49 protein-coding genes are annotated in these 22,805 nt (G+C 50.0%); 23 read left to right on the top strand and 26 right to left on the bottom strand.

All coding sequences use genetic code 11. The features are described from left to right. Positions 1-22: 22 nt before the first annotated feature. The 26 genes from CUN67_RS13000 to CUN67_RS12875 form a co-directional block, all read right to left on the bottom strand. Positions 23-1,312, bottom strand: coding sequence for a site-specific integrase (locus CUN67_RS13000; protein ID WP_208715754.1), 1,290 nt, complete (start codon positions 1,310-1,312; stop codon positions 23-25). Positions 1,313-1,344: 32 nt separating this feature from the next. Beyond that, positions 1,345-1,593, bottom strand: a complete 249-nt coding sequence (gene xisR / locus CUN67_RS12995) for an excisionase family protein (RefSeq protein WP_208715753.1) — start codon at positions 1,591-1,593, stop codon at positions 1,345-1,347. 124 nt (positions 1,594-1,717) lie between these two features. Then, positions 1,718-1,918, bottom strand: coding sequence for a hypothetical protein (locus CUN67_RS12990; protein ID WP_208715752.1), 201 nt, complete (start codon positions 1,916-1,918; stop codon positions 1,718-1,720). Positions 1,919-2,306: 388 nt separating this feature from the next. Continuing rightward, positions 2,307-2,486 (bottom strand): hypothetical protein, encoded by a 180-nt coding sequence (locus tag CUN67_RS12985; protein WP_208715751.1) that lies wholly within the window; start codon positions 2,484-2,486, stop codon positions 2,307-2,309. Continuing rightward, entirely contained in the window at positions 2,487-2,684 is a 198-nt protein-coding gene (locus CUN67_RS12980) for a hypothetical protein (RefSeq protein ID WP_208715750.1), read from the bottom strand. It lies immediately after the preceding gene. Positions 2,685-2,763: 79 nt separating this feature from the next. Next, entirely contained in the window at positions 2,764-3,018 is a 255-nt protein-coding gene (locus CUN67_RS12975; RefSeq protein WP_208715749.1) for a hypothetical protein, read from the bottom strand. Beyond that, on the bottom strand, positions 3,018-3,260 hold the full coding sequence (locus tag CUN67_RS12970; protein WP_208715748.1) for a hypothetical protein: 243 nt from the start codon (positions 3,258-3,260) through the stop codon (positions 3,018-3,020). Before CUN67_RS12970 ends, CUN67_RS12975 begins: the two co-directional genes overlap by 1 nt. Further along, a complete protein-coding gene (locus CUN67_RS12965) occupies positions 3,250-3,660 on the bottom strand; it encodes a DUF551 domain-containing protein (protein ID WP_254711348.1) in 411 nt (136 codons plus the stop codon). Before CUN67_RS12965 ends, CUN67_RS12970 begins: the two co-directional genes overlap by 11 nt. An 82-nt stretch (positions 3,661-3,742) precedes the next feature. Next, positions 3,743-4,114: a hypothetical protein gene (locus CUN67_RS12960; protein WP_208715746.1), complete on the bottom strand. Its 372-nt coding sequence runs from the start codon at positions 4,112-4,114 to the stop codon at positions 3,743-3,745. Beyond that, entirely contained in the window at positions 4,111-4,395 is a 285-nt protein-coding gene (locus tag CUN67_RS12955; RefSeq protein WP_208715745.1) for a hypothetical protein, read from the bottom strand. Before CUN67_RS12955 ends, CUN67_RS12960 begins: the two co-directional genes overlap by 4 nt. After that, positions 4,392-4,841, bottom strand: a complete 450-nt coding sequence (locus CUN67_RS12950; protein ID WP_208715744.1) for a hypothetical protein — start codon at positions 4,839-4,841, stop codon at positions 4,392-4,394. Before CUN67_RS12950 ends, CUN67_RS12955 begins: the two co-directional genes overlap by 4 nt. Further along, positions 4,838-4,939: a hypothetical protein gene (locus CUN67_RS30680; RefSeq protein ID WP_208715743.1), complete on the bottom strand. Its 102-nt coding sequence runs from the start codon at positions 4,937-4,939 to the stop codon at positions 4,838-4,840. The genes CUN67_RS12950 and CUN67_RS30680 overlap by 4 nt, the downstream gene beginning before the upstream one ends. A gap of 4 nt (positions 4,940-4,943) precedes the next feature. Further along, positions 4,944-5,351: a hypothetical protein gene (locus tag CUN67_RS12940; RefSeq protein WP_208715742.1), complete on the bottom strand. Its 408-nt coding sequence runs from the start codon at positions 5,349-5,351 to the stop codon at positions 4,944-4,946. 2 nt (positions 5,352-5,353) lie between these two features. After that, a complete protein-coding gene (locus CUN67_RS12935) occupies positions 5,354-6,253 on the bottom strand; it encodes a RecT family recombinase (RefSeq protein WP_208715741.1) in 900 nt (299 codons plus the stop codon). Continuing rightward, positions 6,250-7,068: a PD-(D/E)XK nuclease-like domain-containing protein gene (locus CUN67_RS12930; protein WP_208715740.1), complete on the bottom strand. Its 819-nt coding sequence runs from the start codon at positions 7,066-7,068 to the stop codon at positions 6,250-6,252. The genes CUN67_RS12935 and CUN67_RS12930 overlap by 4 nt, the downstream gene beginning before the upstream one ends. Next, entirely contained in the window at positions 7,068-7,379 is a 312-nt protein-coding gene (locus CUN67_RS12925; protein WP_208715739.1) for a hypothetical protein, read from the bottom strand. The genes CUN67_RS12930 and CUN67_RS12925 overlap by 1 nt, the downstream gene beginning before the upstream one ends. Further along, on the bottom strand, positions 7,376-7,513 hold the full coding sequence (locus CUN67_RS12920; RefSeq protein WP_208715738.1) for a hypothetical protein: 138 nt from the start codon (positions 7,511-7,513) through the stop codon (positions 7,376-7,378). The genes CUN67_RS12925 and CUN67_RS12920 overlap by 4 nt, the downstream gene beginning before the upstream one ends. Before the next feature lie 334 nt (positions 7,514-7,847). After that, the gene (locus CUN67_RS12915; protein WP_208715737.1) at positions 7,848-8,003 is read right to left on the bottom strand and encodes a hypothetical protein; all 156 of its coding nucleotides are present in this window, start codon (positions 8,001-8,003) and stop codon (positions 7,848-7,850) included. A gap of 468 nt (positions 8,004-8,471) precedes the next feature. Then, entirely contained in the window at positions 8,472-8,705 is a 234-nt protein-coding gene (locus CUN67_RS12910; RefSeq protein ID WP_208715736.1) for a hypothetical protein, read from the bottom strand. A gap of 44 nt (positions 8,706-8,749) precedes the next feature. After that, entirely contained in the window at positions 8,750-8,929 is a 180-nt protein-coding gene (locus tag CUN67_RS12905; protein ID WP_208715735.1) for a hypothetical protein, read from the bottom strand. 46 nt (positions 8,930-8,975) lie between these two features. Beyond that, positions 8,976-9,314: a hypothetical protein gene (locus CUN67_RS12900; protein WP_208715734.1), complete on the bottom strand. Its 339-nt coding sequence runs from the start codon at positions 9,312-9,314 to the stop codon at positions 8,976-8,978. 62 nt (positions 9,315-9,376) lie between these two features. Further along, the gene (locus tag CUN67_RS12895; RefSeq protein ID WP_208715733.1) at positions 9,377-9,553 is read right to left on the bottom strand and encodes a hypothetical protein; all 177 of its coding nucleotides are present in this window, start codon (positions 9,551-9,553) and stop codon (positions 9,377-9,379) included. Between the two features lie 53 nt (positions 9,554-9,606). Further along, positions 9,607-9,918 (bottom strand): hypothetical protein, encoded by a 312-nt coding sequence (locus CUN67_RS12890; protein ID WP_208715732.1) that lies wholly within the window; start codon positions 9,916-9,918, stop codon positions 9,607-9,609. 8 nt (positions 9,919-9,926) lie between these two features. Beyond that, a complete protein-coding gene (locus CUN67_RS12885) occupies positions 9,927-10,238 on the bottom strand; it encodes an antitermination protein N (protein ID WP_208715731.1) in 312 nt (103 codons plus the stop codon). Positions 10,239-10,303: 65 nt separating this feature from the next. Then, entirely contained in the window at positions 10,304-10,474 is a 171-nt protein-coding gene (locus CUN67_RS12880; RefSeq protein WP_208715730.1) for a hypothetical protein, read from the bottom strand. A gap of 350 nt (positions 10,475-10,824) precedes the next feature. Continuing rightward, complete coding sequence (locus CUN67_RS12875; RefSeq protein ID WP_439332280.1) at positions 10,825-11,586, bottom strand: LexA family transcriptional regulator; 762 nt, start codon at positions 11,584-11,586, stop codon at positions 10,825-10,827. A gap of 66 nt (positions 11,587-11,652) precedes the next feature. On the opposite strand from CUN67_RS12875, the gene CUN67_RS12870 reads away from it, so the two are divergent. The 23 genes from CUN67_RS12870 to CUN67_RS12760 all read left to right on the top strand — a co-directional run bounded on the left by CUN67_RS12870 (position 11,653) and on the right by CUN67_RS12760 (position 22,804). Next, positions 11,653-11,874, top strand: coding sequence for a helix-turn-helix domain-containing protein (locus tag CUN67_RS12870; protein ID WP_208715729.1), 222 nt, complete (start codon positions 11,653-11,655; stop codon positions 11,872-11,874). Positions 11,875-11,995: 121 nt separating this feature from the next. After that, positions 11,996-12,280, top strand: a complete 285-nt coding sequence (locus CUN67_RS12865; RefSeq protein ID WP_208715728.1) for a CII family transcriptional regulator — start codon at positions 11,996-11,998, stop codon at positions 12,278-12,280. Positions 12,281-12,314: 34 nt separating this feature from the next. After that, positions 12,315-13,115: an HNH endonuclease gene (locus CUN67_RS12860; protein WP_208715727.1), complete on the top strand. Its 801-nt coding sequence runs from the start codon at positions 12,315-12,317 to the stop codon at positions 13,113-13,115. A 9-nt stretch (positions 13,116-13,124) separates the two neighbouring features. After that, entirely contained in the window at positions 13,125-13,988 is an 864-nt protein-coding gene (locus tag CUN67_RS12855; protein ID WP_208715726.1) for a hypothetical protein, read from the top strand. Then, on the top strand, positions 13,985-14,683 hold the full coding sequence (locus CUN67_RS12850) for a replication protein P (protein WP_208715725.1): 699 nt from the start codon (positions 13,985-13,987) through the stop codon (positions 14,681-14,683). Before CUN67_RS12855 ends, CUN67_RS12850 begins: the two co-directional genes overlap by 4 nt. Beyond that, the gene (locus CUN67_RS12845; protein ID WP_208715724.1) at positions 14,680-14,850 is read left to right on the top strand and encodes a hypothetical protein; all 171 of its coding nucleotides are present in this window, start codon (positions 14,680-14,682) and stop codon (positions 14,848-14,850) included. The genes CUN67_RS12850 and CUN67_RS12845 overlap by 4 nt, the downstream gene beginning before the upstream one ends. Then, on the top strand, positions 14,850-15,032 hold the full coding sequence (locus tag CUN67_RS12840) for a hypothetical protein (protein WP_208715723.1): 183 nt from the start codon (positions 14,850-14,852) through the stop codon (positions 15,030-15,032). The genes CUN67_RS12845 and CUN67_RS12840 overlap by 1 nt, the downstream gene beginning before the upstream one ends. Then, the gene (locus CUN67_RS12835) at positions 15,029-15,193 is read left to right on the top strand and encodes a hypothetical protein (RefSeq protein WP_208715722.1); all 165 of its coding nucleotides are present in this window, start codon (positions 15,029-15,031) and stop codon (positions 15,191-15,193) included. The genes CUN67_RS12840 and CUN67_RS12835 overlap by 4 nt, the downstream gene beginning before the upstream one ends. Before the next feature lie 47 nt (positions 15,194-15,240). Further along, the gene (locus CUN67_RS12830) at positions 15,241-15,411 is read left to right on the top strand and encodes a hypothetical protein (RefSeq protein WP_208715721.1); all 171 of its coding nucleotides are present in this window, start codon (positions 15,241-15,243) and stop codon (positions 15,409-15,411) included. Positions 15,412-15,502: 91 nt separating this feature from the next. Beyond that, the gene (locus tag CUN67_RS12825) at positions 15,503-15,673 is read left to right on the top strand and encodes a DUF551 domain-containing protein (RefSeq protein ID WP_208717208.1); all 171 of its coding nucleotides are present in this window, start codon (positions 15,503-15,505) and stop codon (positions 15,671-15,673) included. Positions 15,674-15,688: 15 nt separating this feature from the next. Beyond that, complete coding sequence (locus CUN67_RS12820; RefSeq protein ID WP_208715720.1) at positions 15,689-16,126, top strand: recombination protein NinB; 438 nt, start codon at positions 15,689-15,691, stop codon at positions 16,124-16,126. Beyond that, positions 16,123-16,713 (top strand): MT-A70 family methyltransferase, encoded by a 591-nt coding sequence (locus tag CUN67_RS12815; RefSeq protein ID WP_208715719.1) that lies wholly within the window; start codon positions 16,123-16,125, stop codon positions 16,711-16,713. The genes CUN67_RS12820 and CUN67_RS12815 overlap by 4 nt, the downstream gene beginning before the upstream one ends. A 553-nt stretch (positions 16,714-17,266) precedes the next feature. Next, the gene (locus CUN67_RS12810) at positions 17,267-17,794 is read left to right on the top strand and encodes a hypothetical protein (RefSeq protein WP_208715718.1); all 528 of its coding nucleotides are present in this window, start codon (positions 17,267-17,269) and stop codon (positions 17,792-17,794) included. After that, a complete protein-coding gene (locus CUN67_RS12805; RefSeq protein ID WP_208715717.1) occupies positions 17,787-18,419 on the top strand; it encodes a recombination protein NinG in 633 nt (210 codons plus the stop codon). Before CUN67_RS12810 ends, CUN67_RS12805 begins: the two co-directional genes overlap by 8 nt. Next, positions 18,416-18,616, top strand: coding sequence for a hypothetical protein (locus CUN67_RS12800; RefSeq protein ID WP_208715716.1), 201 nt, complete (start codon positions 18,416-18,418; stop codon positions 18,614-18,616). Before CUN67_RS12805 ends, CUN67_RS12800 begins: the two co-directional genes overlap by 4 nt. 103 nt (positions 18,617-18,719) lie before the next feature. Then, a complete protein-coding gene (locus CUN67_RS12795; RefSeq protein ID WP_208717206.1) occupies positions 18,720-19,247 on the top strand; it encodes an antiterminator Q family protein in 528 nt (175 codons plus the stop codon). A 206-nt stretch (positions 19,248-19,453) separates the two neighbouring features. Continuing rightward, on the top strand, positions 19,454-19,684 hold the full coding sequence (locus CUN67_RS12790) for a phage holin (protein ID WP_254711347.1): 231 nt from the start codon (positions 19,454-19,456) through the stop codon (positions 19,682-19,684). Continuing rightward, on the top strand, positions 19,674-20,222 hold the full coding sequence (locus CUN67_RS12785; RefSeq protein ID WP_208715715.1) for a lysozyme: 549 nt from the start codon (positions 19,674-19,676) through the stop codon (positions 20,220-20,222). Before CUN67_RS12790 ends, CUN67_RS12785 begins: the two co-directional genes overlap by 11 nt. Continuing rightward, the gene (locus tag CUN67_RS30775; protein ID WP_439332260.1) at positions 20,219-20,767 is read left to right on the top strand and encodes a lysis system i-spanin subunit Rz; all 549 of its coding nucleotides are present in this window, start codon (positions 20,219-20,221) and stop codon (positions 20,765-20,767) included. Before CUN67_RS12785 ends, CUN67_RS30775 begins: the two co-directional genes overlap by 4 nt. Further along, positions 20,764-20,910 (top strand): DUF1378 family protein, encoded by a 147-nt coding sequence (locus CUN67_RS12775; protein ID WP_208715713.1) that lies wholly within the window; start codon positions 20,764-20,766, stop codon positions 20,908-20,910. The genes CUN67_RS30775 and CUN67_RS12775 overlap by 4 nt, the downstream gene beginning before the upstream one ends. 31 nt (positions 20,911-20,941) lie before the next feature. Beyond that, entirely contained in the window at positions 20,942-21,109 is a 168-nt protein-coding gene (locus tag CUN67_RS12770; protein ID WP_208715712.1) for a hypothetical protein, read from the top strand. Positions 21,110-21,315: 206 nt separating this feature from the next. Next, the gene (locus CUN67_RS12765; RefSeq protein WP_208715711.1) at positions 21,316-22,206 is read left to right on the top strand and encodes a hypothetical protein; all 891 of its coding nucleotides are present in this window, start codon (positions 21,316-21,318) and stop codon (positions 22,204-22,206) included. Next, the gene (locus tag CUN67_RS12760) at positions 22,190-22,804 is read left to right on the top strand and encodes a methyltransferase domain-containing protein (protein WP_208715710.1); all 615 of its coding nucleotides are present in this window, start codon (positions 22,190-22,192) and stop codon (positions 22,802-22,804) included. Before CUN67_RS12765 ends, CUN67_RS12760 begins: the two co-directional genes overlap by 17 nt. Position 22,805: the final 1 nt, after the last annotated feature.

Raw genomic sequence — 22,805 nt, 5'->3', positions numbered from 1 at the left:
TAACTCACTGTCATACTTGAAATTATCCTGGAACCCTTACGTTTTGGGGCATGGATGGGGCATAGTTGCCGAAACTGCTGTTGAGAATGTCGAGTTGGGACTGGTTGTTCTCGCTCATCCACTTCCCGTAAACCTCATAAATCATCTTCGCTGACACATGACCCATCTGCACAGCAACAAAGCTTGGATTGGCACCGGAACTTAACGCCCAGCAAGCGTAGGTGTGTCGTGACTCATATGCTTTCCGATGCCTTAGTCCGGCGCGTTTCATGGCAAAGTTCCACATAGCTCCAAGGGAGCCTGGAGAGTACCAGTCTCCAGCCTGGTTCTTTGATGTTGAGTAGAGCGGTGAGAATACAAACGTACAGTCATCTCTTCGTGGCTCTATACCTGGGCCAAGATGGACATCAACCGGCACTGGTTTATTCATACGGGTGAATGGCATCTGGCGCTTAAGTGCATCAATTGCTGGCTGGGTCAGCTGGATGGTCCTTCTCCCTGACTCCGTTTTTGGTAATGCAAAGTGCCCCCGAACGGGAAGGTTCCTCTCTACTGACGCGGTCCAGTTTTTTGTGTCTATGTCCTCCCATGCCAGGCCAGATATCTCCCCATGACGCAACCCCGTGAAGCAGGCGAATGTCCATACATTTTTGGCCTGATCATTTCTGCACCCTCCGATGAGTCTTGCAAATTCATCTCTTGTAAGGGGATCTGGCTGTGTCCTCTGCTTTTTGAGGTAGCCAACATCTGCAAAGGGATTCGCTCCGGTATACCCATTGCGATGAGCAAACATAAACATTCCCTTCAGCACGTTCAGTGCTTCGTTTACTGTCCTGACAGAGCGACCCTTCTTTTGTGTCCTCGTCTTTCTTCCTTCGTGCACAATGTGATATCCAGTCAGCAACTCATTTCTGAAAGCGATCGCATCCTCGTTAGTGATGGCTGAGGCCAGGGTATCTTTCCCAAGAAAATACATGGTGAGATTCAGATCGCTGGTGTAACGCTTGAACGTTGATTTTGCCAGATCGGGTTTTTTCAGCTCCATCCAACGCATGCAAAGCTGCTCAAGGGTCGTAGACTTTTTGCTTTTCTCCTTATGGGTTACATTCTTCGATTCAGGAAACCTTTCTTCATAAACGAATGTCCCTGTCTTTATGGCGTAACAGACTGATGCCCTCAGTTCTGCTGCCATCTTCCTGTTCTTTGGCGTATCAGGAACGCCAAGGGATTCTCTGACGCGCTTCCCCTGGTAGATGAACCAGATGCGCAGAGTCTCCCCATGGCGCTCCACTCCGGTTGGATATCCAGACATATGTGACCTCATTGGTTGATAGGGAAGGCTATTTAAGCAGATTTATCGCGGGGAGTGGCAGCAGGTTGATTCTCGATCCATTTTTCAACAGCAGAGAGACGGTAGAAGCATGCGCTGTTATAAGCTGGCGCTCCGTCACCAGATACATGCTTATACTCCCGTCCTTCCATCCAGCATTTTTCCCGTGCTGATTTGATGGTGTTTTTCTTCATTCCGGTGATAGCCATCAATAAAGATTCTGACACCCATTCGCTGGGCTTTATCTGGATGACATTCTCCATATTTACTCCTGATGCAGGCATATAGTGACAAAGGTGAATGATTAGCGGTTATGTCGCCATATGGTTACGAAGCATATGGCGGCAAGGATGATGAAGCAGGTCAGGGCGATGAGGTGGTGATGGGTCATTCGACTTTGTGAAACTGTTCAAGATGAACGTCAAAAGTTGAACCGGCGAGCAATTCTAATTCAATGGCTCTCTCAAGATTAGTGGTAATCGCTGACAGCCTTGCCTCTCTCGCATTATCAGAATCAACAATTCCATCAATTAATCTTGCGGCATTACCATTCCTGTAAACTTTTCCGCTATAGAAATATGTTGGCATAACAACTCCTCACGCATAGCGCGATAATTAAATGGGGTGGGGGATTATTTCAGAGTGATGTGAGGGTGCTTAAGGTCAATCCTTATGTAACACCTGTCACCAATAACAGAGGTGATATACAGGCCCAATATCCCGGAATAGTGATCGTAATAATTCCATCCAACCTGCTTAAAAGCTCTTAAGCCAGTCATTCCTGTTAAGGGCCACTTATCGCAGTAAAGGTGCGCGATACCATTGCTTTGGTATTCAACCTCCAGGCCTCTAAATGCCTTTTGTGCACTAATGTAGCCATGATAGAGCCTATGAGCACGTTCGATTACACCCTGAACCCTGTCTTGCTCAACCTTATCCAGATATCCATTCTGAAGGTCACGTAATAGAGGGCTACTCATTCCACTCTCCGATTCTTATTTGGCTTTATCTTCTGCCGACAGTCATTCCAGACCTGTTCAGCAAACTTAATACGCTCAATGGACCAGCCATCCTTGCGCAATATTGGCTTGCCTGCTTCCGTCCATGCGACACCATTGAGATATTCGGTAAAGGTTGGGTCGCGAACTTTAAGCATTTATGCCACCCTCCGATGCCTGTTGGCCCGCTCCAGCCGCTCATAATCGTGACAGCATCCTTCGTCACAGAAATTCCCTTTCGGAATCACCTCACCGCAGTAATAGCAGCGCCCGGTGAATTTCATCTCAGGCCGCTTGCGGTTAGCCAAAGCTACGGCAATCATCTGTTGTTCGCGTTCCGCTGCTTCGTCAAGCATATCTGCGTGCATGATTATTTCTCCGAACTGTAGGCGTAAAAAAACCGCATATAGCGGCTGGGTTAATCTGGAAGGGGTATTAAATTTTCAGAAGACGAATTTTTTCAGTGATGGCGTCTGCATCAACACCCATATCATCACACCACTGTTCCACCATGTCGCTGTCATCCATAATTCCCTCTATGGCTTCAGCTTCATTTTCTGTAAAAAAGTCATCGCGATAATCCACAAAAGCCGCAGCTACAATCCTCCCTCCCAGCACGTCTAATGAGCCGTTAATTGCTGGTTCCTTTCCATCTTCAAACTCAACTACCAGGGTGTATTTTCCCATCATCACATCTCATCAGTTGGTGGCTTGCGGTAGAGAAATATATCGCCATGCTCTTCCGCTTCCGGGCAGTAAACTCGACCATCATTACCATTGGCAAGGTAATCAAGTTCAGGTGTCTCTATACAGCATACAGGCTCACTAAACGCCTTCCGCAGCGCCAGAAGTTCACGGGCCAGCTCAACATGCTCCGGGTAAAACATATCCGGGTTGCGGTCGATGAATGACAGCCTCTCATCACTTATCATCTGGTACCTCCGGGAGTAGTTGCCAGTGAGTGATATAGTCAGCTCTCTGGCGGTCATACCAGCGCATAACCGGTGTTTCATAAGCGGTGTGCAGAAAGTTCATAACGTGCTGAACAAAACACCTTTCATGAAAATTAGGATAGTGACACAAAACAAGATAATCGCCGCTCTTGTCAGGTAAGCGGTCACTACACTTAACCCATCCGGTCATTTTCCCTGCGTCAGGAATATGATTGCCATCAAACACAGCCGCCACTCTATCCATCAATTGCCGCTGCATTTCTTCCGGCGATTCCGGTTCGCCCGGTGAACCAAGTCCCGCGCAGAAATCAGCAATCTCGCTTTCAACCAGTACCCTCAGCCCATTCACATACTCAACCAACTCATTCAGTAGCTGCATTGTCATTTCAGTAACCCCAAGTTAGCCATGAGAATAACGCAGGCGATGAAGCCAATCGCCAGTGCTACACATTCGCCAGTTGTCATTCTTCCACCTCTCCACCGGCTTCTTTGATTGCTTCTTTGACTTCAGTTAGGTTGAGCCAGTGACCGTCTGTAGCAAAAAACATCGCTGTCTTTCCGCCATTCAGCACCGGCTGGAATCTTCCAGGCAATTTAACCGGCTTCATCACAGGAACTGATGCGACTAAGTAGATATCCCCAGTTGTTTCAGACCTATGTAAAAGTTCTCCATTTGCTGTATTGTCGGCCTTCAGAATTTCCAGTGCTATTTTGTTGATTTCACGCTGACGCTTATTAAATTCAATCATAGAATCGAAAAAAGTATCGCCGTTAAGGCACATATTCAGATGTTTAATCAGCGCCTGACGCTCACTTACCGTTAATGGTTTCATTTGGTTGGCTCCTTGCATGGGTCATATTCATCACCTTCCCGCCAGAAAATAGGGCGCACATCCCGTAGTAGCCGACTGTTTTTTATTTTATTGCTGCCTGATGTGCAATAGACGTCAACAAAGATGCTATGGTATGCAGTATCACCTTCCAGGCTCGGCCAGATGTGAAAGCCCTCAACGATATAGGGGCACCATTTATCTGCACTTCCCAAGTGGATAAGAACTTCGTCACCAACTCCTGGTAATTGTTTTCCGTCCCATATTTTTTTATTTCCCATCATTCCACCTTATCCGCATCACCGGCGCGGAGTTGGGATGAGAAACTGATGAGCGTGAATACGATGCTTTTTAGTGATTTCCATTCTTTGCTGCCTACTTTTAATTCACTGCACTTTTGACCGATAGCATCGGCTACCATCTCAACACCCTCCGCCCGCAGCGAGTTCAGGATGGATTCAGTATCAGTGGAAGAAGGAAACAATGGTGACTCTTCAGCACTGACATATGAGTCGCAAATATCGCTCCCATCGCCATCATAGGTATAGCAACTTTCGATAATGAATTTACGCAGCGCTGCATTCTCTGCCACCACTGCATCCAGCTTCTGTTGCAGTTCTCCAATCTGCCGATACAGACCTGGCTCGCAATTGTGTGCGCCGTTACGTCCTCGCTCCCATGAAAATCCACAGGAGCAAGTAAAGGTGTCGCCATTTTCAGTAACTCTCATCTCATCACTCCCCAAATCATCATCACAGCCGCTACCCAAAACAAAGCGCAGCCAGTAAATATCGATATCCAGTAACGTCCTCTTTTGCTGTAGTGCATGGTGTTACTCCAGGCATCCGGGATTGAATCCGGCTTTGATTAATCGTCTCCGGCGTTTGGCTGCCGCCTCACATTCGAGGCGCTTCTCTTCGCCGGTATTGGCAAGCTGTTTCCAGCTGACAATCAGCGGGCTTCCTTTCTTCGGATTAACCCGCTTTGGCTTCCTTGCCAGTGAGTAGGTTTTGTCGATAAAGCGGCCAACCTTTACCGGGTCAGTCGCATTTACCTGGAGGGTTTCACCATGCTTGCTGATAACGTCACGGATGTTTGAATTGAAATCACGGAGAGACATGCTGAGGATGACGCAGAGTTCGCTGCCTGTTTTTGGGCCTTTACTTAACTGGTAGGCTAGCTTCTCCTTGAAGCCGCTGTTTGGGTGATTGTTTCGACGGTACATGGCTATTTTTCGCATGGTCAGGCCGCCTCTTCTTCGAGTTCAGCCTTGCGGAACAGATAAACCTCCGTGGCTTTCTCCAGCACTTCCGCCTCACTTACCAGCATTTTTGCTGCGTACTTGTAGCACTTATCCAGACCGGCGACCGACTCCGAACCGGCAGCCGCAGCAGTGAAATCAGACAGCAACTCGTCCGGCGTGCGCGGATGTGCACTGGTGTTATTCGCCGGGTTAATTTCGCGCTCGGGTTGTTGTGTTTCTGGCCTGCTGTTAATCAGGTTGTTGAGGTCATTCCGGCTACGCGCTGGAGTAACATCTCGCTCTGAGCGCTGTACCTGATCGAACTCGTCATGGGTATAGACGCCCAGAATCACATCAGGGCAGTAGAGTCGCGCCCAGTATTTGACGGCCAGATATGCCAGCTGCTGTTTCGGTGCCGTCTTCCATAGCGGCGAATTGCGCGTGGTGACAAACTCCATGTAAAGCGGCTCGCCCCATGTGATTTCTGTCTCTCCACGAAGAACCGCGCCAACGCGAACGCATAAACCTTTTTCAGTGTTCGGGTTCTTGTCTCCCGGACGGAATGCATCCCAGTTGCCGCCGTATTCATACTTAAATCGTCCCTGAACAGCCGTTGAGCTGGTAATCACTGCATTAACCAGTTGCGCCTCATAGCCCAGCGTGCCGTTAACCAGATGCGTTTTTTGCGCCACCGCATAGGGGTTCATTCCCCACTGCGCCGCCTGCAATGCGATAGCCAGACAATCGGCCGGCTTATTCGCCAGGTGAGCCGGAACGGTTGCTTTACCCAGCGCCATGACTTCAGCGAATGCCTGTAATTTCTGCAAACCGGTCGGGCTGAAGATTGCCGCCTTGGTGTCGGCCTCGTTTACCGGCGACTGCATAACTTCGTTGCTCATACGTTATCCTTTCTCTTCGCCCAGTCCGGGCGTGTTAATTCTTCGATGCCGCCCCAGTTACCTGACTGCCTGCATTCGTGATAGACGGCGAGGTCACGGCGAAACAAGGCATCACCAACGGAAACGTCTTCCTCGGTGAGCTGGAACGTGCGCACCGGATACCGGCCGCAGTCGATGGATTCACTGACGGCAATGAAAACGAAAAGGGGATACTCGCCAAACTGGTGGCTGAATCCCTCACGGTAGTAGGCGTCCTGGACGTGGTAGCGAAACTCTTCGACGTGACGGGCAAAGCGGCTCATGTCAGCAACCTTTTTCACGTCAACCACGACAGGCTGGCCTGACAGAAACTTGTCAGGGCGAATGCGGCAAAGCTCCCCGGTATCCACGTCATTCCAGAAGATTGATGCTTCGCAATGACCTTCAGCTTCCAGCAGCCAGCGGGCGGCGGGGTGGGCGAGGGCGCTGGCTCTCATCAGCTTCAGTTTTCTCCCCTGCTCGGCATCCATTACCGTCATACCCATGCCTGAGCAGTCTTCAAAAAAGGTTTTCTCGCTTGCCTTCCCTTCGTTGGTGCGCCGATTAAATTCAGGAGCGACGATGAATCGCTTATCGAATTCGTCAGGCTCAAGGAGTAGGCAATGCAACGCCGTTCCCATGTTAAGAGCATCCTTTTTCTCTTCATCCTCCGGGGCATCCTTGCGCCACTGAAAGATGGCCGGGTTGATCGCAATATCATCCAACTGCGATTTACTGATTCCCGGCCCTGAGTGGTAATCCTCGTTGCTGATGTCGTAATAGATGCCGGGTTCCATCAGGCTGCCTCCCTCGTCGAATGCCTCGCCTTGAATGTCTCCAGCGCGTGATTCCACTGGACCACTTTAGTGACGTAATCCCATACGAATGCCTGAGCCATGTCCTGAGCCGTTACGTCATCCTGAGCGGCACTCACCAGGGTGAAGTCAAACAGAGGCGTCAGGAACACGGTCATCGCGTTTTCTGCCGGGTTTGATTTGCTGCCTTCAACGATGCTTTCCACTTCCGTGTAAATGCTCTCGTTATCCTGCTCAGTAAACCCGGCGATGATTTGCTGAATTTCCTGCTTGTCGTTCCAGGTGAGTTTCATTTCCGCTCTCCCATGCCGAGGCTTCTCAGCATCAGATTGATAAAATCAAAGTCCTTCGACTTCTCCAGCATCTCTCGCTGGCGCTCTGCTTCTTCCTGTTGCTTGCGGTACTTTTCCGCCTGTTGCTGGCTCATAACGGATGGCCTTTGCTGCGTAGGAAATCGACCAGCTTCTGAAGCAGGCTTTTATGTGGCGGCTGTGCAAAGTCAGCGCCAGTAAGAATGTTGCTCGGGTGAAACTCAATAGATTTGATTGCGTCAAAATCAGGGCAGCCCGATGCTGCCCCTGCGAAAGAAAGCCGCATGGGGATACCTCATAAATTTTTTGGTTGGTTTCAGAAAAAAGAAGCCCAGCATTGCGCCGGGCATAAAGGATGATTCGTTCTGGTTCTGTCTCAATGGTCGAGGCGTAAACCTCTGGTGTGGTGACTAGCACCGAAATGCCAAGCATGAGCCAGGCATTGCGCTGCTATTCATTCCATCCTGGATGCCATTTCCCTTTTTCATAAATTTCGACGTTTATCTGCCCTGCCACCCAATGCCATTCCTTACTGCCTGGTTTGGCATGATGATATTTGCCAGATAAATCCTTAAATCTCAGCTCCCCTTCTATCGGTTGCTGCATACCCACTCCTGTCAGCTGTTACTGGCCCCGCACCCGAAGCATTGCGTGGCGAGCCATGTGATGTTGGTGACATAGCCATATAACATCTAATGGTTGAGAGTAATCGTCATGATGAGCGTGGATTCTGTGAGTGCTTCCACACTCCTGGCACGGCTTTTTAGTAAGCTTACCGTTTCGCACAGCGGTCTGAACGGCTTGGTGAGCTGCTTTCTTTTGAGGGTGATTTGCCCTCCACTTGGCCGTTGTTTCTGATCGATTAGCTGAGTTCTTTGCTTGATATCTATTATTCGATGCGCGTTTCTTTTCTCTATTTTTTCTGGCCCAATCAGTAGCCCTTTCTACCTCGCAGCGGTTGCAGACATAAGAACTCCTGCGAACCATAACCTCTGTTACGATGATGCTCACTTTGCATCGCGAGCAGGCCCTATCATCTCCAATGAAGTTCCTCCTAACGTTATTTCCTGCCATTTATTTACCCCTTGCATTCAACATTGCATCCGCCATTTTGTAAGCCGTGGTCGCGTAATAATCGAAGTCACCTTTAGCTTCTTCACAAACTACAGGCCCGTTAAGCGTACCGATAATTGCTGGCATTAATTTAGCTGCGAAGTAATCCCTTAAATCCATTCCAGAGCCAGACCACTTTTCGTCATAGTTTGGGTCGGTTGTTGGAAATGCTGGTCCACCTGTTTCTTTGCTCATTTCTCTCTCCTTCTGTAATGCTTATAAAGCCGCAAGGTGGCGGGTTAAGCTGTATAGCCATGCTGGGCGGCAAAGTTATATGCCTCTTCAGCTGTGTCGAAATATTCGTAATCTGCCCATCCATCACGAATGAATTTGCAGCACCAGTGAGGAGGTATTCCGTCACCCGGCCCGTAATTCTGAAAGAACACATCCACCACGATTTTTTCTGTATTACCTTCCATTCACCCCTCCCACTTACCGCACAAAAATAAACCCGCTCGGGGCGGGCTATGCTGCATGCTCTATTGCCTGAAGTGACGCAATGCGCTCATTGATGCGTTTTTTCGCAATATAGAAGTTGGCTTCAAGGTCACTGCGTTCAGCAATAAGAGATTGAATTTGCAGCTCGGTCAGCTCTTTCCCATCCAGTTGCGGGGCATCGATAATAACTTCAGTTCGCATCACTTCACGCCAGAGGCCGAAATGCTCATCTCTCTTTCGCGTCCATGCAGATTCAGGCTTTCCTTTGCCTTTCATCTCATAAACCTGATGTTCCATATCTCCAACCTTTCTGAACAGTCCTGCGTTTATGCAAACCAATGTAATAATGTGCAGTTTGATTTCCATACTCACCTCTCTCAATTATCTGCTCCCACTCTGTTAAGGGGAGTGGGAAATAAAAAGGCCGGTTATTCGGCCTGCTCGTTATTCACAATTTCGAAATTAGCAACCTCAAAAGCGTGATATCTCGTGAATCCACTTCCAATGAAAAAACTAATTTCTCCATCGCCGTGGTCAATAGCCTCGTAAACATTTTCGATTGCCTCTGACTTTCCATCGGCATAATTAATTTTCAGGTTAGGCATATTCACCTCGCAGTTACTGATTCTTTATTTCCGATGCCAATAAAAAAGGCCGCCTAAGCAGCCTTGATGAATGGTGCAAATGCAACTGGTGCCCGTTTCGGCCTGAAGTCGCGAATATCTTTCAGCACTTCGCGGAATTCACTCAGCTTCATTCCACGGCGTTTTGCTTCAGCTTTAACAAGGTCTTTATCCAGCTTCAGGTAAAGCTCATTAGCTATCGCTTTGTCATCGCTGAATGCTGTTTTGCGAACGAACATCTCATCTTCTTTCCGGCGCTTTTCTGCTGCAAGATGGTCATCCAGTTCCTTATGGAAATTGCCGCGCTTATCCAGCGGGACATTTAACATGCCGTGGTCGAGTGCCATGGTTCACCTCAAACTAAAGGAATCGACTTGCCTCTTTGCCTCTGCACCGCATGTATCTGACGGCCAGCTTCGTTGGTTACTTTCTGGTGCTTAGGGTTGCTGCGGTATTCAACGTATGCCGCGGCACCTGCAAGAATCTGCTTGTGATACTCGGTATCGGTATCAACTGCTTTCACAACACGGTCGGTCGGTTTGCGATTCAGCGTGAGGATAGGGCGGCAATCAGGTTTAGCTTTCACACCAACCAACAGGGGGTTGGCTTGCTTCCATGCTGATTGCTTCTCAGCACGGGCTGCACGGCGACGCTCTTGTGCGTTCAAGTTGGTTCTCCTGTTAGTTAGCTCATTAATGCCGTCTAAGTTTCTGTGGCGGCATGGTGAGATAACTACAGGGAAAGGGGAGCCAGCTTCATGTAACGCTGTTTTGGGTTGATAACACAGGTAGCCTTGCGGCCTTTGTATGAAAATTCGGTTTTGGTGTGGCCAACATAAGTGCGACCGATATAAACAGAGTTTCCTGATGCACGTACTGTGATTTTTACCAGTTTTGTATTCATGGTCATTCTCCTGTCAGTTAGCTTTGTGGTGGAGTGCCCCGGATTCGAACCAGGGTTTTCATGGGTGATCAGTCCATGCAGGCCCAGCCACACCCCACTACAAAGCTTGCTGCTTTGAATGTTTGCGCTTTTTCAGCGCCATCTGTTAAGGAGCTGAGACTCAATTCCGTGTCCCGGTGATTAATCAACATCGTGTCGATGGATAGATTAAACAACATGTGGATTTCATAGTCAACAGTATGTGGATTTATTTTCTTGATTGATATTCATTTGGTTGATTTCGTGTGGATTTTATTTTATTTGGGCGAAAAAAAATCCCGCCATAGCGGGATTGTGTTGATGCGGAGATGTTAGTAATCGACAACAGACCACCAGAAGACGCGACCAATAATTTCTACTTCATGCGCTGACTTCTCTTCATCCGGGTGATCCTGTTTGTTGTAGCTGCGTATGCTGAGCATGTCAGGGCCAACGCGATACAGCATCTTAATTCGCTTCCAGCCGTTCTCGTTGATGGCGTAAATCTTCCCATCAATAATACGCTTGTCGTCAGTATTAACTGCGACAGTGGTGCCATTTGGAATGTTCGGCTCCATGCTGTCTCCGCGAGCCGGGAAACATAGGACGCCGCTGCCATCTGTCCTCGCGCCAACTCTGCGCAAGGTGGCCTTAGAAAACCGAAGCATAAATCCGTTGTAATCCTCATCGGTAACGCTGCCGTCGCCGCAGGCAAATTCAATATCTTTTAAGAATCGCACTGCAACTTCGCCGTCGTCAACCGGGGTGTTGTCGTCCCACGGATCAACACCAAACCATTCCGACTCAGGTGGAATGCTGGAATCGTGCTCAGGCTTTGCATCTCCTTTGCCGGTCAACAGCCAATCCAGGGAGTAGCCAAAACGTTCAGAAATCTGTTGGGCAGCCTCCCGGCTGATGGAATCTCTCTTAATCCAGTTGTTAACCGTCTGCGGCGTAATGCTGAGCATTTCAGCAAGCTGCTTCTGCTTTAACCCCTCTCGATTAAGTATGTTTTGAATGCGATCTGCGATGCTGGTCATAAATATCTCCGATGAACCAGAATAATAAACATCATGTTTATCCGCAGCCATCATCATAATGTTGATTTTATCCTCTCCATGAATTAACATGACGTTGATTTAATGCAATTGGAGTTAGCTATGATCAACAAGGTGAATAAAGCGGTAACTCCGCTTGACCTAGCGGTCGAAGCTGTTGGTGGTAGCCAAAAGGAACTAGCCGCGAAAGTTGGCGTAACACCTCAGGCCATCAACATGCTTAAAAAACGAGGCGGCAGCCTGCCGGTAGCAAAGATGCGTGAGTACATCGCAGTTACCGGACTCAGCAAAGAACAGCTCTACCCTGAAATCTTCGCAGCCTAAGCAGTTCCCGCTCTTAAACATCCCCGCCCTGAAAAAGGGCAGTAATCAAACAAACGATTCAATGACGTGACTGCTTCACGCAATGTCACGCAATAACTCATTTCAAAAGGAATATTACGTAATGGAATCAGCAAACTACAGCAAACCAACCGAGAGCGAGATTAATCGCACTCAGACAGACCTGCTACTGGCTGTATCTCAGATGACTGGCCGTGAATTTGCCAAAGGTGTTGGCTGCCACGAATCGAAAATCAGCCGAGTTGACTGGCGTTTTGTGGCGGCAATTATCTGCACCGCACGCATGGCGTGGGAAGTCAGCCCTATGGGCCGGTTAGTGCAGGAAACGATTGAGGCGATCAGCGCCAAAGAAAAAGCCCCAAAGAGCGACGAACTCTTTGAGGCCTGATGCGAAAAGACTGGATCAATTCACAGGAGTAATTATGCCAAAGAAACCAACGCCTGACCAGGTAAAAAAGGTTCGCTCAGGTGTAACCAAGAAAATCCGCTTTGAAGTATTCAAGCGTGACGGATTTAAGTGTCAGTACTGCGGAAGTTCTGCGCCTGACGTGATTCTTCATGTGGATCACGTTACACCTGTCAGTAAGGGTGGGGATAACGACTTGATGAACCTTATCACCTCGTGCGAAAGCTGTAATGGTGGTAAGAGCGATCGAGAGTTGAATGATAACTCTGTGTTGGAAAAGCAACGCCAACAGCTTCAGGAATTGAATCTAAAGCGTGAACAGCTGGAAATGATGATCAGTTGGCGCGATGGCCTTAAAAGCCTGAAAGATGATGTTGTAGATATCGTCGCCACCAAAATCGAAGATTGCATTAATCCATTCACGGTTAATGATAATGGCAAGAAAGCCATTAAACGATGGCTCCGAATCTACAAGCTTGAAGAAGTTTTGGATGCAATCGAGATCGCCGCAGATAGAAAGCTCACTCAGGAAATAACACAGGAGTTAACTGGTGAGTTTTTCGATTACATACCACGTGTCGCCGCAACAAAGCGCAAGCCTCCAGAGGAACAGCGCATTTATTACATCCGCGGCATTCTGAAAAACAGAATTTATATCAACCAAGCTCACGTCATGAGTTACCTCAAGGCGTGGAATAGTTACGGCCTGGATCTGGATGAGCTAACTGAGTTCGCCAAAGTCGTACCTAACTGGACCACATTCAAATTATGGGTGTCTGACCGGCTTGAAGAAGCGCGGCAGGATATCCCTTTTTAAGGTGACTTTATGGCTCGATCCAGAAACATCAAACCTGGCTTTTTCACAAATGATGAACTGGCCGAATGCTCGCCACTTGCCCGGCTGTTGTTTGCCGGGTTGTGGACTATCGCAGATAAAGAGGGGCGGCTGGATGATCGCCCCAAAAAGATTAAAGCTCTCGTGTTGCCGTTCGACAATGTCGATTGCGATGACTGCCTGAAGCAACTCCATGATCGCCAATTTATCAATCGCTATTCAGTGGATGGCAATGCCTATATCCAGATTTCAAACTGGAAGAAGCATCAGAATCCACACTGTAAAGAAGCGGCCAGTGAGATACCAGAACCATGCACCGCACAACCTGAACCGGAAGAAGCACCAGTAAAGAATGATGCTGACCCAGTGGAAGAACCGGAAATAAATCCTCAACCCATTGAATTAAATGAAGTACCAGAAAAGCACAGTGCAAGTACGGTGCAAGAACCAGTTGAGAACAATTTAAATCCTGCTGATTCCCTTAACCTGATTCCTGATTCCCTTAACCTGATTCCCTATAACACCCAAGCCGCTGACGCGACTTGCGAGGGAGAGGTGCAGGCTACGGTTCATGCTATGTCAGGCCGGTATGCGTTCGAGGGAAATATCGTTCGGTTAAACCACAAGGACTACGAAGCTTGGAAGCGCCTCTACCCGAACATCGACCTGAACTATGAACTGGAAAAGCTCGATATCGAGTTCACGCATGAGAAGCCAAAGAACTGGTTTATCACTGCCAGTCAGAAACTCAGCTACCAGAACAAACAACCCCTGAATCGTGGAAGCAAACAGGTTGTGAATGCTCCAGTTAATCACTGGAATGACCGTCGTGAGTGGGAGGAAAAATTCATATGAGAAACCTCATTGCAGCAGTTAACAACCGCGATGGCGGAGCACTGGCCCGTATGGCTGGCGATGGGCCGCAACCTGTAGACCGTGGCGTTAACGAAAACGTAGAGCGCCTGGTTGATGCTCTGTTCGCAAACCTGAAGCAGGTTTTCCCGGCCTCGGTAAGCACTGCATGGAGGCGCCCTGAAGACGAGGCATCGGCCAAACGTCAGTGGATCGCCGCGTTTGCCGAAAACGGCATTCACAGCAAGCAGCAGTTGTCAGCCGGGATGCGTCAGGCGCGCGCCAATGCCTCACCGTTCCTGCCATCGCCGGGAGAATTCATTGCCTGGTGCAAAGAGGCGACATCACTCGCCGCTGGCCTGCCTGACGAAGACGAACTCTACGGAATGGTGATGACCTACTGCGCCCGCCGTGGTGGTTACAACTCAGCTGAAGATTATCCTTGGGAGAGCAACGCCGATTACTGGATGGTCACCGGCCTGTACAGCATGATGCGCGCCGGGAATCTGAGCGAGTCAGAGCTTCGCGTGAAGTGTCGATCGGAACTTCGCAAGATGTCGCAGCGCATCGAAGCGGGCGAGATTATCCCGGAGCCACGCAAGCAGCTGCTGAAGCTATCCATCCCATCCACCAAAGAGAAATCACTGGAAGGCGTTGCCATGCTTCGCGCCACTCTGAAAGCCGGGAGGACATCATGACACAGGTAACCCACGGCCTTACCCGTGATGAGCTGGTTAAGCGGGTGTATGGGGAGAAGTCAAAAATTGACTGGGGTAAAACGACCCAGAAAGAAATCGAAACGGCAGCCCGCGAAGTGGTGAGAAAGTGGCGGTCGCCTGCCAGCAACCAGCAGAGGGGTGGGTGATGAAAGTAACGAGCGAAATTAAAAATTACGATCAACCTTCCAAGTCAGATGTTCAAGTGCATAGCCACTGGTCAAACAATCGCATGGTAGTAATTGAGTTTATTGGCGGTGAGAAGCGAACTGTGTGGGCTGCGGATTTGATAGCGGCAATCCAGAACGCCAAAAACACAGGTGGACTATGACCAGCAACGATGAGACAGAGTTGAAAACCTTCACGCATTGGTTCAGAAACACATTCATTAAGCCTGAGGAATTCAGGGGGCTGCCAAGTCGTGAGCAACAGGTAATTGAGCTTGCAGCATGGTCAGCATGGCTGGCGCGCAGCAAACAGGAGGCCCAATGAACTCACAGGAACTCTTTGAGAAATGGTACTCCGGCAGGAGGCTTAACATGACTTACTCAGCAGCTCTTGAAGTATGGGAAGCGAGCCGGGCGTCGATTGAAATCGAATTGCCAACAGGCGGCTATTACTGTGGCTACGGGTGCGAGCACATGATGGAAAGTCGGGACGTTCGTGAAGCTATCACAGAAGCAGGGCTGAAGATAAAAGGTGAATCATGACAGACACATACATCGGAGAACTGATATCGGGCCTCGCATCTATGCTGGCCCTTTTCTTTGGCCTTCGTGAAATGGTCAGGAGGGGAATGTGATGTGGATTAAATGCTCTGACCGCCTGCCAGACCGGGATGGATTATTCATCTGTTGGGATGGCCGGTTTGTAACTACATATCCGTTTATTTGGGGGAACTGGCAAGCGAACCAATTTGTCGCTCCCAATATCACTCACTGGATGCCGCTACCAACCCCGCCAGAGGACTGATACAGGAGAAAAACGATGGAGAAAATGACGTTCTTCCTGCGAAATGAGCAGGTACGAAGAAACCTGATAGACGCGATAAACAAACTCCCCATCAGCGACCACCATCCCCTCACTGTCCGCATCACTGACTTCGACCGCTCACTCCTTCAGAACAGCATGTTCCATGCGCTATGCGGCGACGTGGCACAACAGGCCATCTGGATGCAGGAGAAGAGAACGCCTGTTCAGTGGAAAACGCTGTTCGTGTCTGGTCACGCCGTGGCGACTGGTTTGGGTGCTGAGGTTGTACCCGGCCTGGAAGGCGAATTCTGCAACATCAGGGAATCAACGGCAAAAATGGGCATCAAGCGCATGACTAGCCTCATTGAGTATTCATCAGCGTGGGCGGTTGGAAATGGCGTAAAGCTCCGCGAGGTGCGGTACAGCAATGATTATTTCGGGAGAGCAGCATGAAAAAATACACGTTGATTTATGCGGATCCACCCTGGACATATCGCGATAAAGCCGACGATGGCAAGCGTGGTGCCGGGCATAAATACCAAACCATGAGCGTGGCAGACATTAGTCGGTTGCCAGTGTGGGGCCTGGCAGATCCTGCCTCGTGCCTCCTGGCTATGTGGTGGGTACCAACGCAGCCGCTTGAAGCCCTCAAAGTAATGGATGCCTGGGGATTCCGGCTGATGACCATGAAGGGATTCACCTGGCACAAAACCAACAAACACAAGGGTAATAGTGCGATCGGCATGGGCCATATGACTCGCGCCAATAGCGAGGACTGCCTGTTTGCCGTTCGCGGTAAATTGCCACAGCGACTGGATGCGTCAATCTGCCAGCACCTTACAGCTCCCCGTATGGAGCACAGCGCCAAGCCTCCAGAGTTCAGGGATCTGCTCGTCAGGCTGCTGGGTGACGTTCCGCGTTGCGAGTTATTCAGCCGGGACAGCGTTTCAGGATGGGATATGTGGGGCAATCAGTGTGATAACGCGTTTGATCTGTTGCCGGGCATTGCCAGCATCAAAGAGAACAGGAGCGCAGCATGATGATACGCGAAGAGATTATCAAGTACCTGAAAGAGCAAGGTCATGCCACATCAACTCAGATACACAACCACATTGAGACATTAGGATTTCTTCGATGCTCATCAATGGGGATGCTGTCAAAAATGGTGACAGCCGGAATCGTTAGTCGCCAGGGTCATAACCACGACCATGTTTGCAGACTGAGAGTAGGCTACATGGATGGCAAACCTGCCAGAGTGCGCCAGGAAAATTTCCAGAAACCACGAAAGGATTCTGTGAATACGGTTTTCGAAGAGTGCCGCCATAGTCCAGTTCAGGAGTTTGACCGGCTAATCAGGCAGGGGAGGGAAGCCAATGAGATATAGCTGGTATTGCCACGAACCCCTTAACACTGAAACAGCAAACGAACTCCTCGCCTCTTACGCCTCCCGAAACATCCAGACCAGAAAGACCCTCGCAACGGATCCGCGCCTGTGGATTGTGAGCGCGTTGTTGCCCTATTCAGAGCGGGAACCAACGGGAGAACGTGGATGGAAGAAAAACAGTCTGTGGAATTTGATAGGAGAAGAAGCCAATGGCTGAGGAAAAACTATCTCACGATGAGCTTTGCGATATCGCCTGCCGCTTCCTGCAAAACAATGGATTCAAGGTGGCATTTCACGACAAGTTCCGCGCATGGACCGCATACGGAGAGCAGCCTGACGCTATTGGTTTCCGCAATGGTGCGTCATGCCTGGTAGAGGTCAAATGCTCACGCGCTGATTTGCTGGCAGACCGTAAAAAGCCATTCCGCATCGACCCCGAGAAGGGAATGGGGGACTGGCGATTTTTTATCAGTGAACCAGGCGTCGTGGAGGTTGCTGATTTACCTGATGGCTGGGGATTGCTTCATGTGGTGAAAGGACGGGTGAAGAAGGTTTATGGCTGGCCTGCCAACTGGTCCTGGGTGAATGAGGAATCAAAACCATTCAGGGGAAACAAGCAGGCTGAGTGCGACATGATGTTCAGCGCACTGCGACGCATGGATATTCGCGGGCACCTGAAGGAAATCTATGACGGTCTGCCGGTGAATACTGAAGCACAGGAGGTCGCCAATGGCTAAAGGCAAAACGCCCAAGCCTAAGACCTGCCCCATCTGCTCCACCCAATACATCCCCCGAAGTTCTCTTCAGAAAGTCTGCCACAACTTCAAATGCGCAATAGCCTTCAACAAAAAGGTTGATGAGCGTAATGCTGCGCGTGAACAGAGGAAGCAGGACAAGCTACAGCGCGATGATTTACGGCAGAGAAGGGAAGCGTTAAAGGGTTTAGCAGAATGGCAGAAAGAGGCTCAGGCAGCGTTTAACAGGTACATCCGGTTCCGTGATTTGGGCAGAGAATGCGCCAGTTGCGGCGGCGTTCTCATCAGCAACAGCAATTACCTCACCGGCAGCGCAGTAGACGCCAGCCATTACCGCTCTCGCGGTGCAGCATCTCACCTCAGATTTAACGTGTTCAATGTCCATGCGGCGTGCACCCGCTGCAACCGGCAACTCAGTGGCAACGCTGTGGAGTTCCGTATCCGGCTTATTGAGCGCATTAGCCTGGAGAGAGTTGAACGGCTTGAGGCTGACAACGAACCACGAAAATTCAACATCGACTACCTGAAGCGGGTGAAGGCCATATTCACGCGCCGGGCACGTCATTACGAAAAGCTACGCAAACGGCAAATGGAGCAGGCAGCATGATGACCATTGAAGAAGTACTGGATAACGCCAGAAAAACCATGGCGAGAAATAGGTTCACGCCAAAAGTGAAATGCTCAATCTGTTTTGGCAGAGGGACCATAAGCTGTTACCCGATATTCAACAATGCAGGAACGGGCGAGATCGTGAGGAAACCATGTCAGCACTGCGGCGGAACGGGAGAGCACGCAGCATGGTAAACGCCTGGCTAACCAAACTTCTCACCCACTTCACCCCCATCAAACCAGAACCCCAGCCAACTCATGTTCAATCGTGGGATTTATCACCCAGGAGGAAGAAGAAATGTCGGTAAGAGAGCTGAATCTCGATAAAGGCCAGCACGACTGGATTAATGGGTGGATGGAATTATGGGGTGCATGGGTCTATAGCGGAAGGCTGGAGAAGCGGCAAAGCAGCATGATAGCGCACTTCATGGCTACCGTTGAGCCGCAACCCTACACAACCAGGCCAATGTGCAACGATGATGACGGACTCTTGATTTCTCAGGTCGTGGACTCCGTCATGTCTATCGATAAAAAAGCCTATGGCATCCTGCTCAGTTACTACGCACACGGCTCATCCAAGCGTGCAATTGCATCTTACTATCACAAGGTCGCAAGTCCCCGCAAAATGTCCGGCAGAAGTGGAGAGAGTTTCAGAAAGCCGTCATTCGCTACGTGCAGGAATGAGGTAGATGAGATTCTCAACGCTAGTTTGTTCATTTTGTACCAGCCGCTGCAAAATGCCTTTAACGATCGCAAACGCGTATCGAAAGTTAAGCATTCTGCAAATAACATGTTGACTTCTGTTAGCCATTTAGCCACAATTTAAAGGTAAGCTGCCGTAAGTGTTCTTAGGAATGCACCGGCAGCTTTTTTGCATTCTAAATCCTACAAATTTCAGGGGTCGCCATTGAGCGGCCCCTTTTTTATTTGCGCTCGCCAATCACTGCTCACTTACTCCTTGTAACGACGTGGCGTTGCGCACTTTTCTTTGAGACCACAGACAGCACCGCCGCTAACAAGCGAGGTGATGAGATGAAAACTATGCCAGACAAAATCGCGTTGGGTACAAAAGCGGTCACGTACACCGGTTTTTTCTACTGGCTTGGCGACCTGCTTAATTCGTATACCCCTCAGCAATGGACGGCGATAGGTGTCATAGGGACGTTGATCATATCAATCCTTGGCTGGTTAACGACTGTAGGCTTCGGCGTATGGGACCGGATCAGCAAAGCCAAACGTGAAGCGCAGAACGATGTCCATTAAGAAGATTGCTAAAGCTGGCTCCGTGGTGTGTTCGGTGTCGGCAATCATTGCCATTGTGGTGACGTCCGGTAATGTGCGAACCAACCAGGCTGGACTTGAGCTTATCGGAAATGCTGAAAGCTGTCGGCGTGATCCTTATGTGTGCCCGGCTGGCGTGCTGACCGATGGCATTGGCAACACGCACAACGTCTGGTCGGGCAAGACTGACGAACAGATCGCCAAGGACTGGGAAAAGAACATCAGCATTGCGGAAGACTGCGTTAACCGTAGCTTCCGTGGTCGCTCAATGTCCGATAACGCATTCAGCGCGATGACCAGTGCTGTCTTCAACGTTGGATGTGATGGCCTTCAGAAATATTACAGCCCTGCGCGAAAAGGTTGGTTTGAAACCTCAATACACAAATACGCTCAGGCCGGTAACTGGACGATGATGTGCAACCACCTGCCTGATTTCGTCAATTCTGGCGGGAAGAAATTGCCCGGACTCGTTGCCCGTCGCGACAAAGAAAAGGCGCTGTGCCTGAAGGCGGACCAATGAGCACATCAGCCAGCACGTTTCTGTTCGCAATAGCAGTTGGGGCTGGCGTCGTAATCGGTGCCTTCGGCAATAACCTGGTTAAATCGAACCAGATTTCAGAGCTGAAGCTCACCCAGGCTAACGAGCTGAAATCCATCAGTGACAAGGCAGCTGAAAACCTGTCGAAAGCCATCGACGGACTTAACGGCGTTCAGGCATCCGTTGCCGCACTCGATAAGAAAATCACCGGAGAACTCACCGATGCGTTGCAGGAAAACGAAGCTCTGCGTCGTTCTGTTGCCTCTGGTAATAGTCGCGTGCAGCTCGACGCCAAAGCCGTCACAAATTGCAAGCCCGGCACAGACTCAGCAACCAGCACCGGCAGCATGGGCGATGCAGCCAAAATCAACCTCACTGCAAACGCTGGACAGTCTGTTCTCGACATCCGCGCCGGAATCATCAGTGACCAGGCAAAAATAGATTACTTGCAGGGTTACATCAGATCACTTCAGAAAGCTGGCGTCATTGCTGGCGATGCAAATTCAAACCCCGGAGAAAAGAAATGACTCTCACCGACATTCTGGCGTGGTACTCCGCCGTGATTTCAACTCTCGTTCTGGTCTGTGGTGGCTGGGTGACCATCCGCAACTGGTTTCAGAAGAAAGTGGCCGCAGCGGCTGCTGCATCAGCGGGTAACACCTCGGCTTAATTTTTCATTCCCCAGCACCAAGGAAACAGAAATGACCACGACCGTATCACTTACTTCGGCTGAAGTTGTAGCCATCGTAAACAAAAACGACGACCTGAAAGCAGCTGTGGTTACCAAATATCTGGCAGAGAACGCGCCAGTGCTGGAAATCACCGACATCGTTGCTGATGTTGCAACGGAACAGGCCGCCACCGAGTAACGCCTTCCCCGAACGGGCCGATCCTCCCGTGCATGCCCTGATGTTAGCCGTGACCTACAGGCCGCATCGCGGTGAACCTCCCTGTACCAGCGCATCAGTAAGCAAAAGGAGCAGGCAAGGTTTTGCCAGCCACTCGCTGGATTTCCCTTTCATCGCATGAACGACGATGTGGCCGGTTCGAGTCGTGACGCTGGAGAGACAGAGAAGTGAAGAAAGTTTTAGTAAATACCTATCACGGTATTGGCGACACGATATTCCAGAGGCCATTTATCAGGGAGCTACTGAAGCAGGGCAAGGATGTTTATGTACGGACTCCACTGCCAGAGTTTTTCTGTGATATGCCCGGCCTGAAGTTCATCAGGGCAAATAGCAACCTGAGAACACAAAGGCGGAATGAACAGAAAAGCACGGTCAAATTCAGTGACCCACCTGATAAGTGCAAGGTAATACAGCCTCGCTACAACAACGATGACCTGAAACAGAAAAGCATCATGCAGGCATTTGCAGACTGCTTTGGTTTCGAACCATCAACGCTAATGGACATGCCGTCCTATCCGGCACCCATTGCGCTACCCGATAACAAACCCGTTGTCATCATTCGCCCGACAACAGAGCGTGACGAGTGGTGCAATAAATCCCGTGGACCGCTGAACGATTACGTTGACCAGTGCTCACGATTACTGGCCGAGCGTGGTTATCACTGCATCAGCATTGCTGACACCTGCGATACAGGCATCCAGAAAGAATGGATACCGGACTGTGAGCCATTCGCACATGAGAAATACCACTCTGGCGAACTGAGCATTACTCAGGTGATGGCGCTGATTGAGCGTTCTACTGTGGTGGTGACCGGCGTAAGTTTCGCCCTGGTAGCTGCGACAGCATACCGCACACCGACAATCTGCCTTCTCGGCGGCCACGGTGGCAACAATCACCCCGACCTGGTATCCGACCCGCGATACATGGATACCTCCAACACCAAATTCATCTACCCGGACGTTTACTGCATGTGCCAGTCAATGGATCACAACTGCGACAAAACGATTACCGGCCTCAGTGAAAAAGTTAAAGGATGGCTGGATGAGAAACATCTCTGAGCTGGTAAAGCGCGAACTGGCTTTCTTCCCCGAGTTGGGCGTCGGGCATTACCCCGTACCGAAAGACAGGCCATACGATGGCGACTATTTCGCAAAATACCAGAAGATGGCCGACACGGAGATGGGGCGCAAACTTACCCAGGCTCGCGTTGACCTGGTGCGCCGATACTATACGGGGCCTGTAACAGATGTGGGTATCGGCTGCGGCCAGTTCGTTGAAGCAATTAACGGTAAAGGCTATGACGTTAACCCGCGTGGTGTCGAGTGGCTGATTAACCGTGGTGCCTATCACGACATTTACGCTCACAAATGCAAAGCGCTGACATTCTGGGATGTACTGGAGCATATCGACATCCCGGAGAATGCCATTAAGCAGGCAACTGAATGGGTATTCGTATCGGTCCCCATCTTCACGGACTCATCGCACATACTCAGATCCCGCCATTTCCGAAAAGACGAACACATCTGGTACTGGACTCATTACGGCCTGCTCCGCTGGTTCGATGACAACGGGTTCCTCTGTGCTGAGAACAACACCATCGAAAGCAACTTAGGTCGCGATGGGATTGGCACCTACGCATTCTTTCGTAATCATTGAT

It is taken from the genome of Pantoea cypripedii, assembly GCF_011395035.1.
Taxonomy (GTDB): domain Bacteria; phylum Pseudomonadota; class Gammaproteobacteria; order Enterobacterales; family Enterobacteriaceae; genus Pantoea; species Pantoea cypripedii_A.
This window is presented reverse-complemented; position numbering and strand designations above follow the sequence as displayed.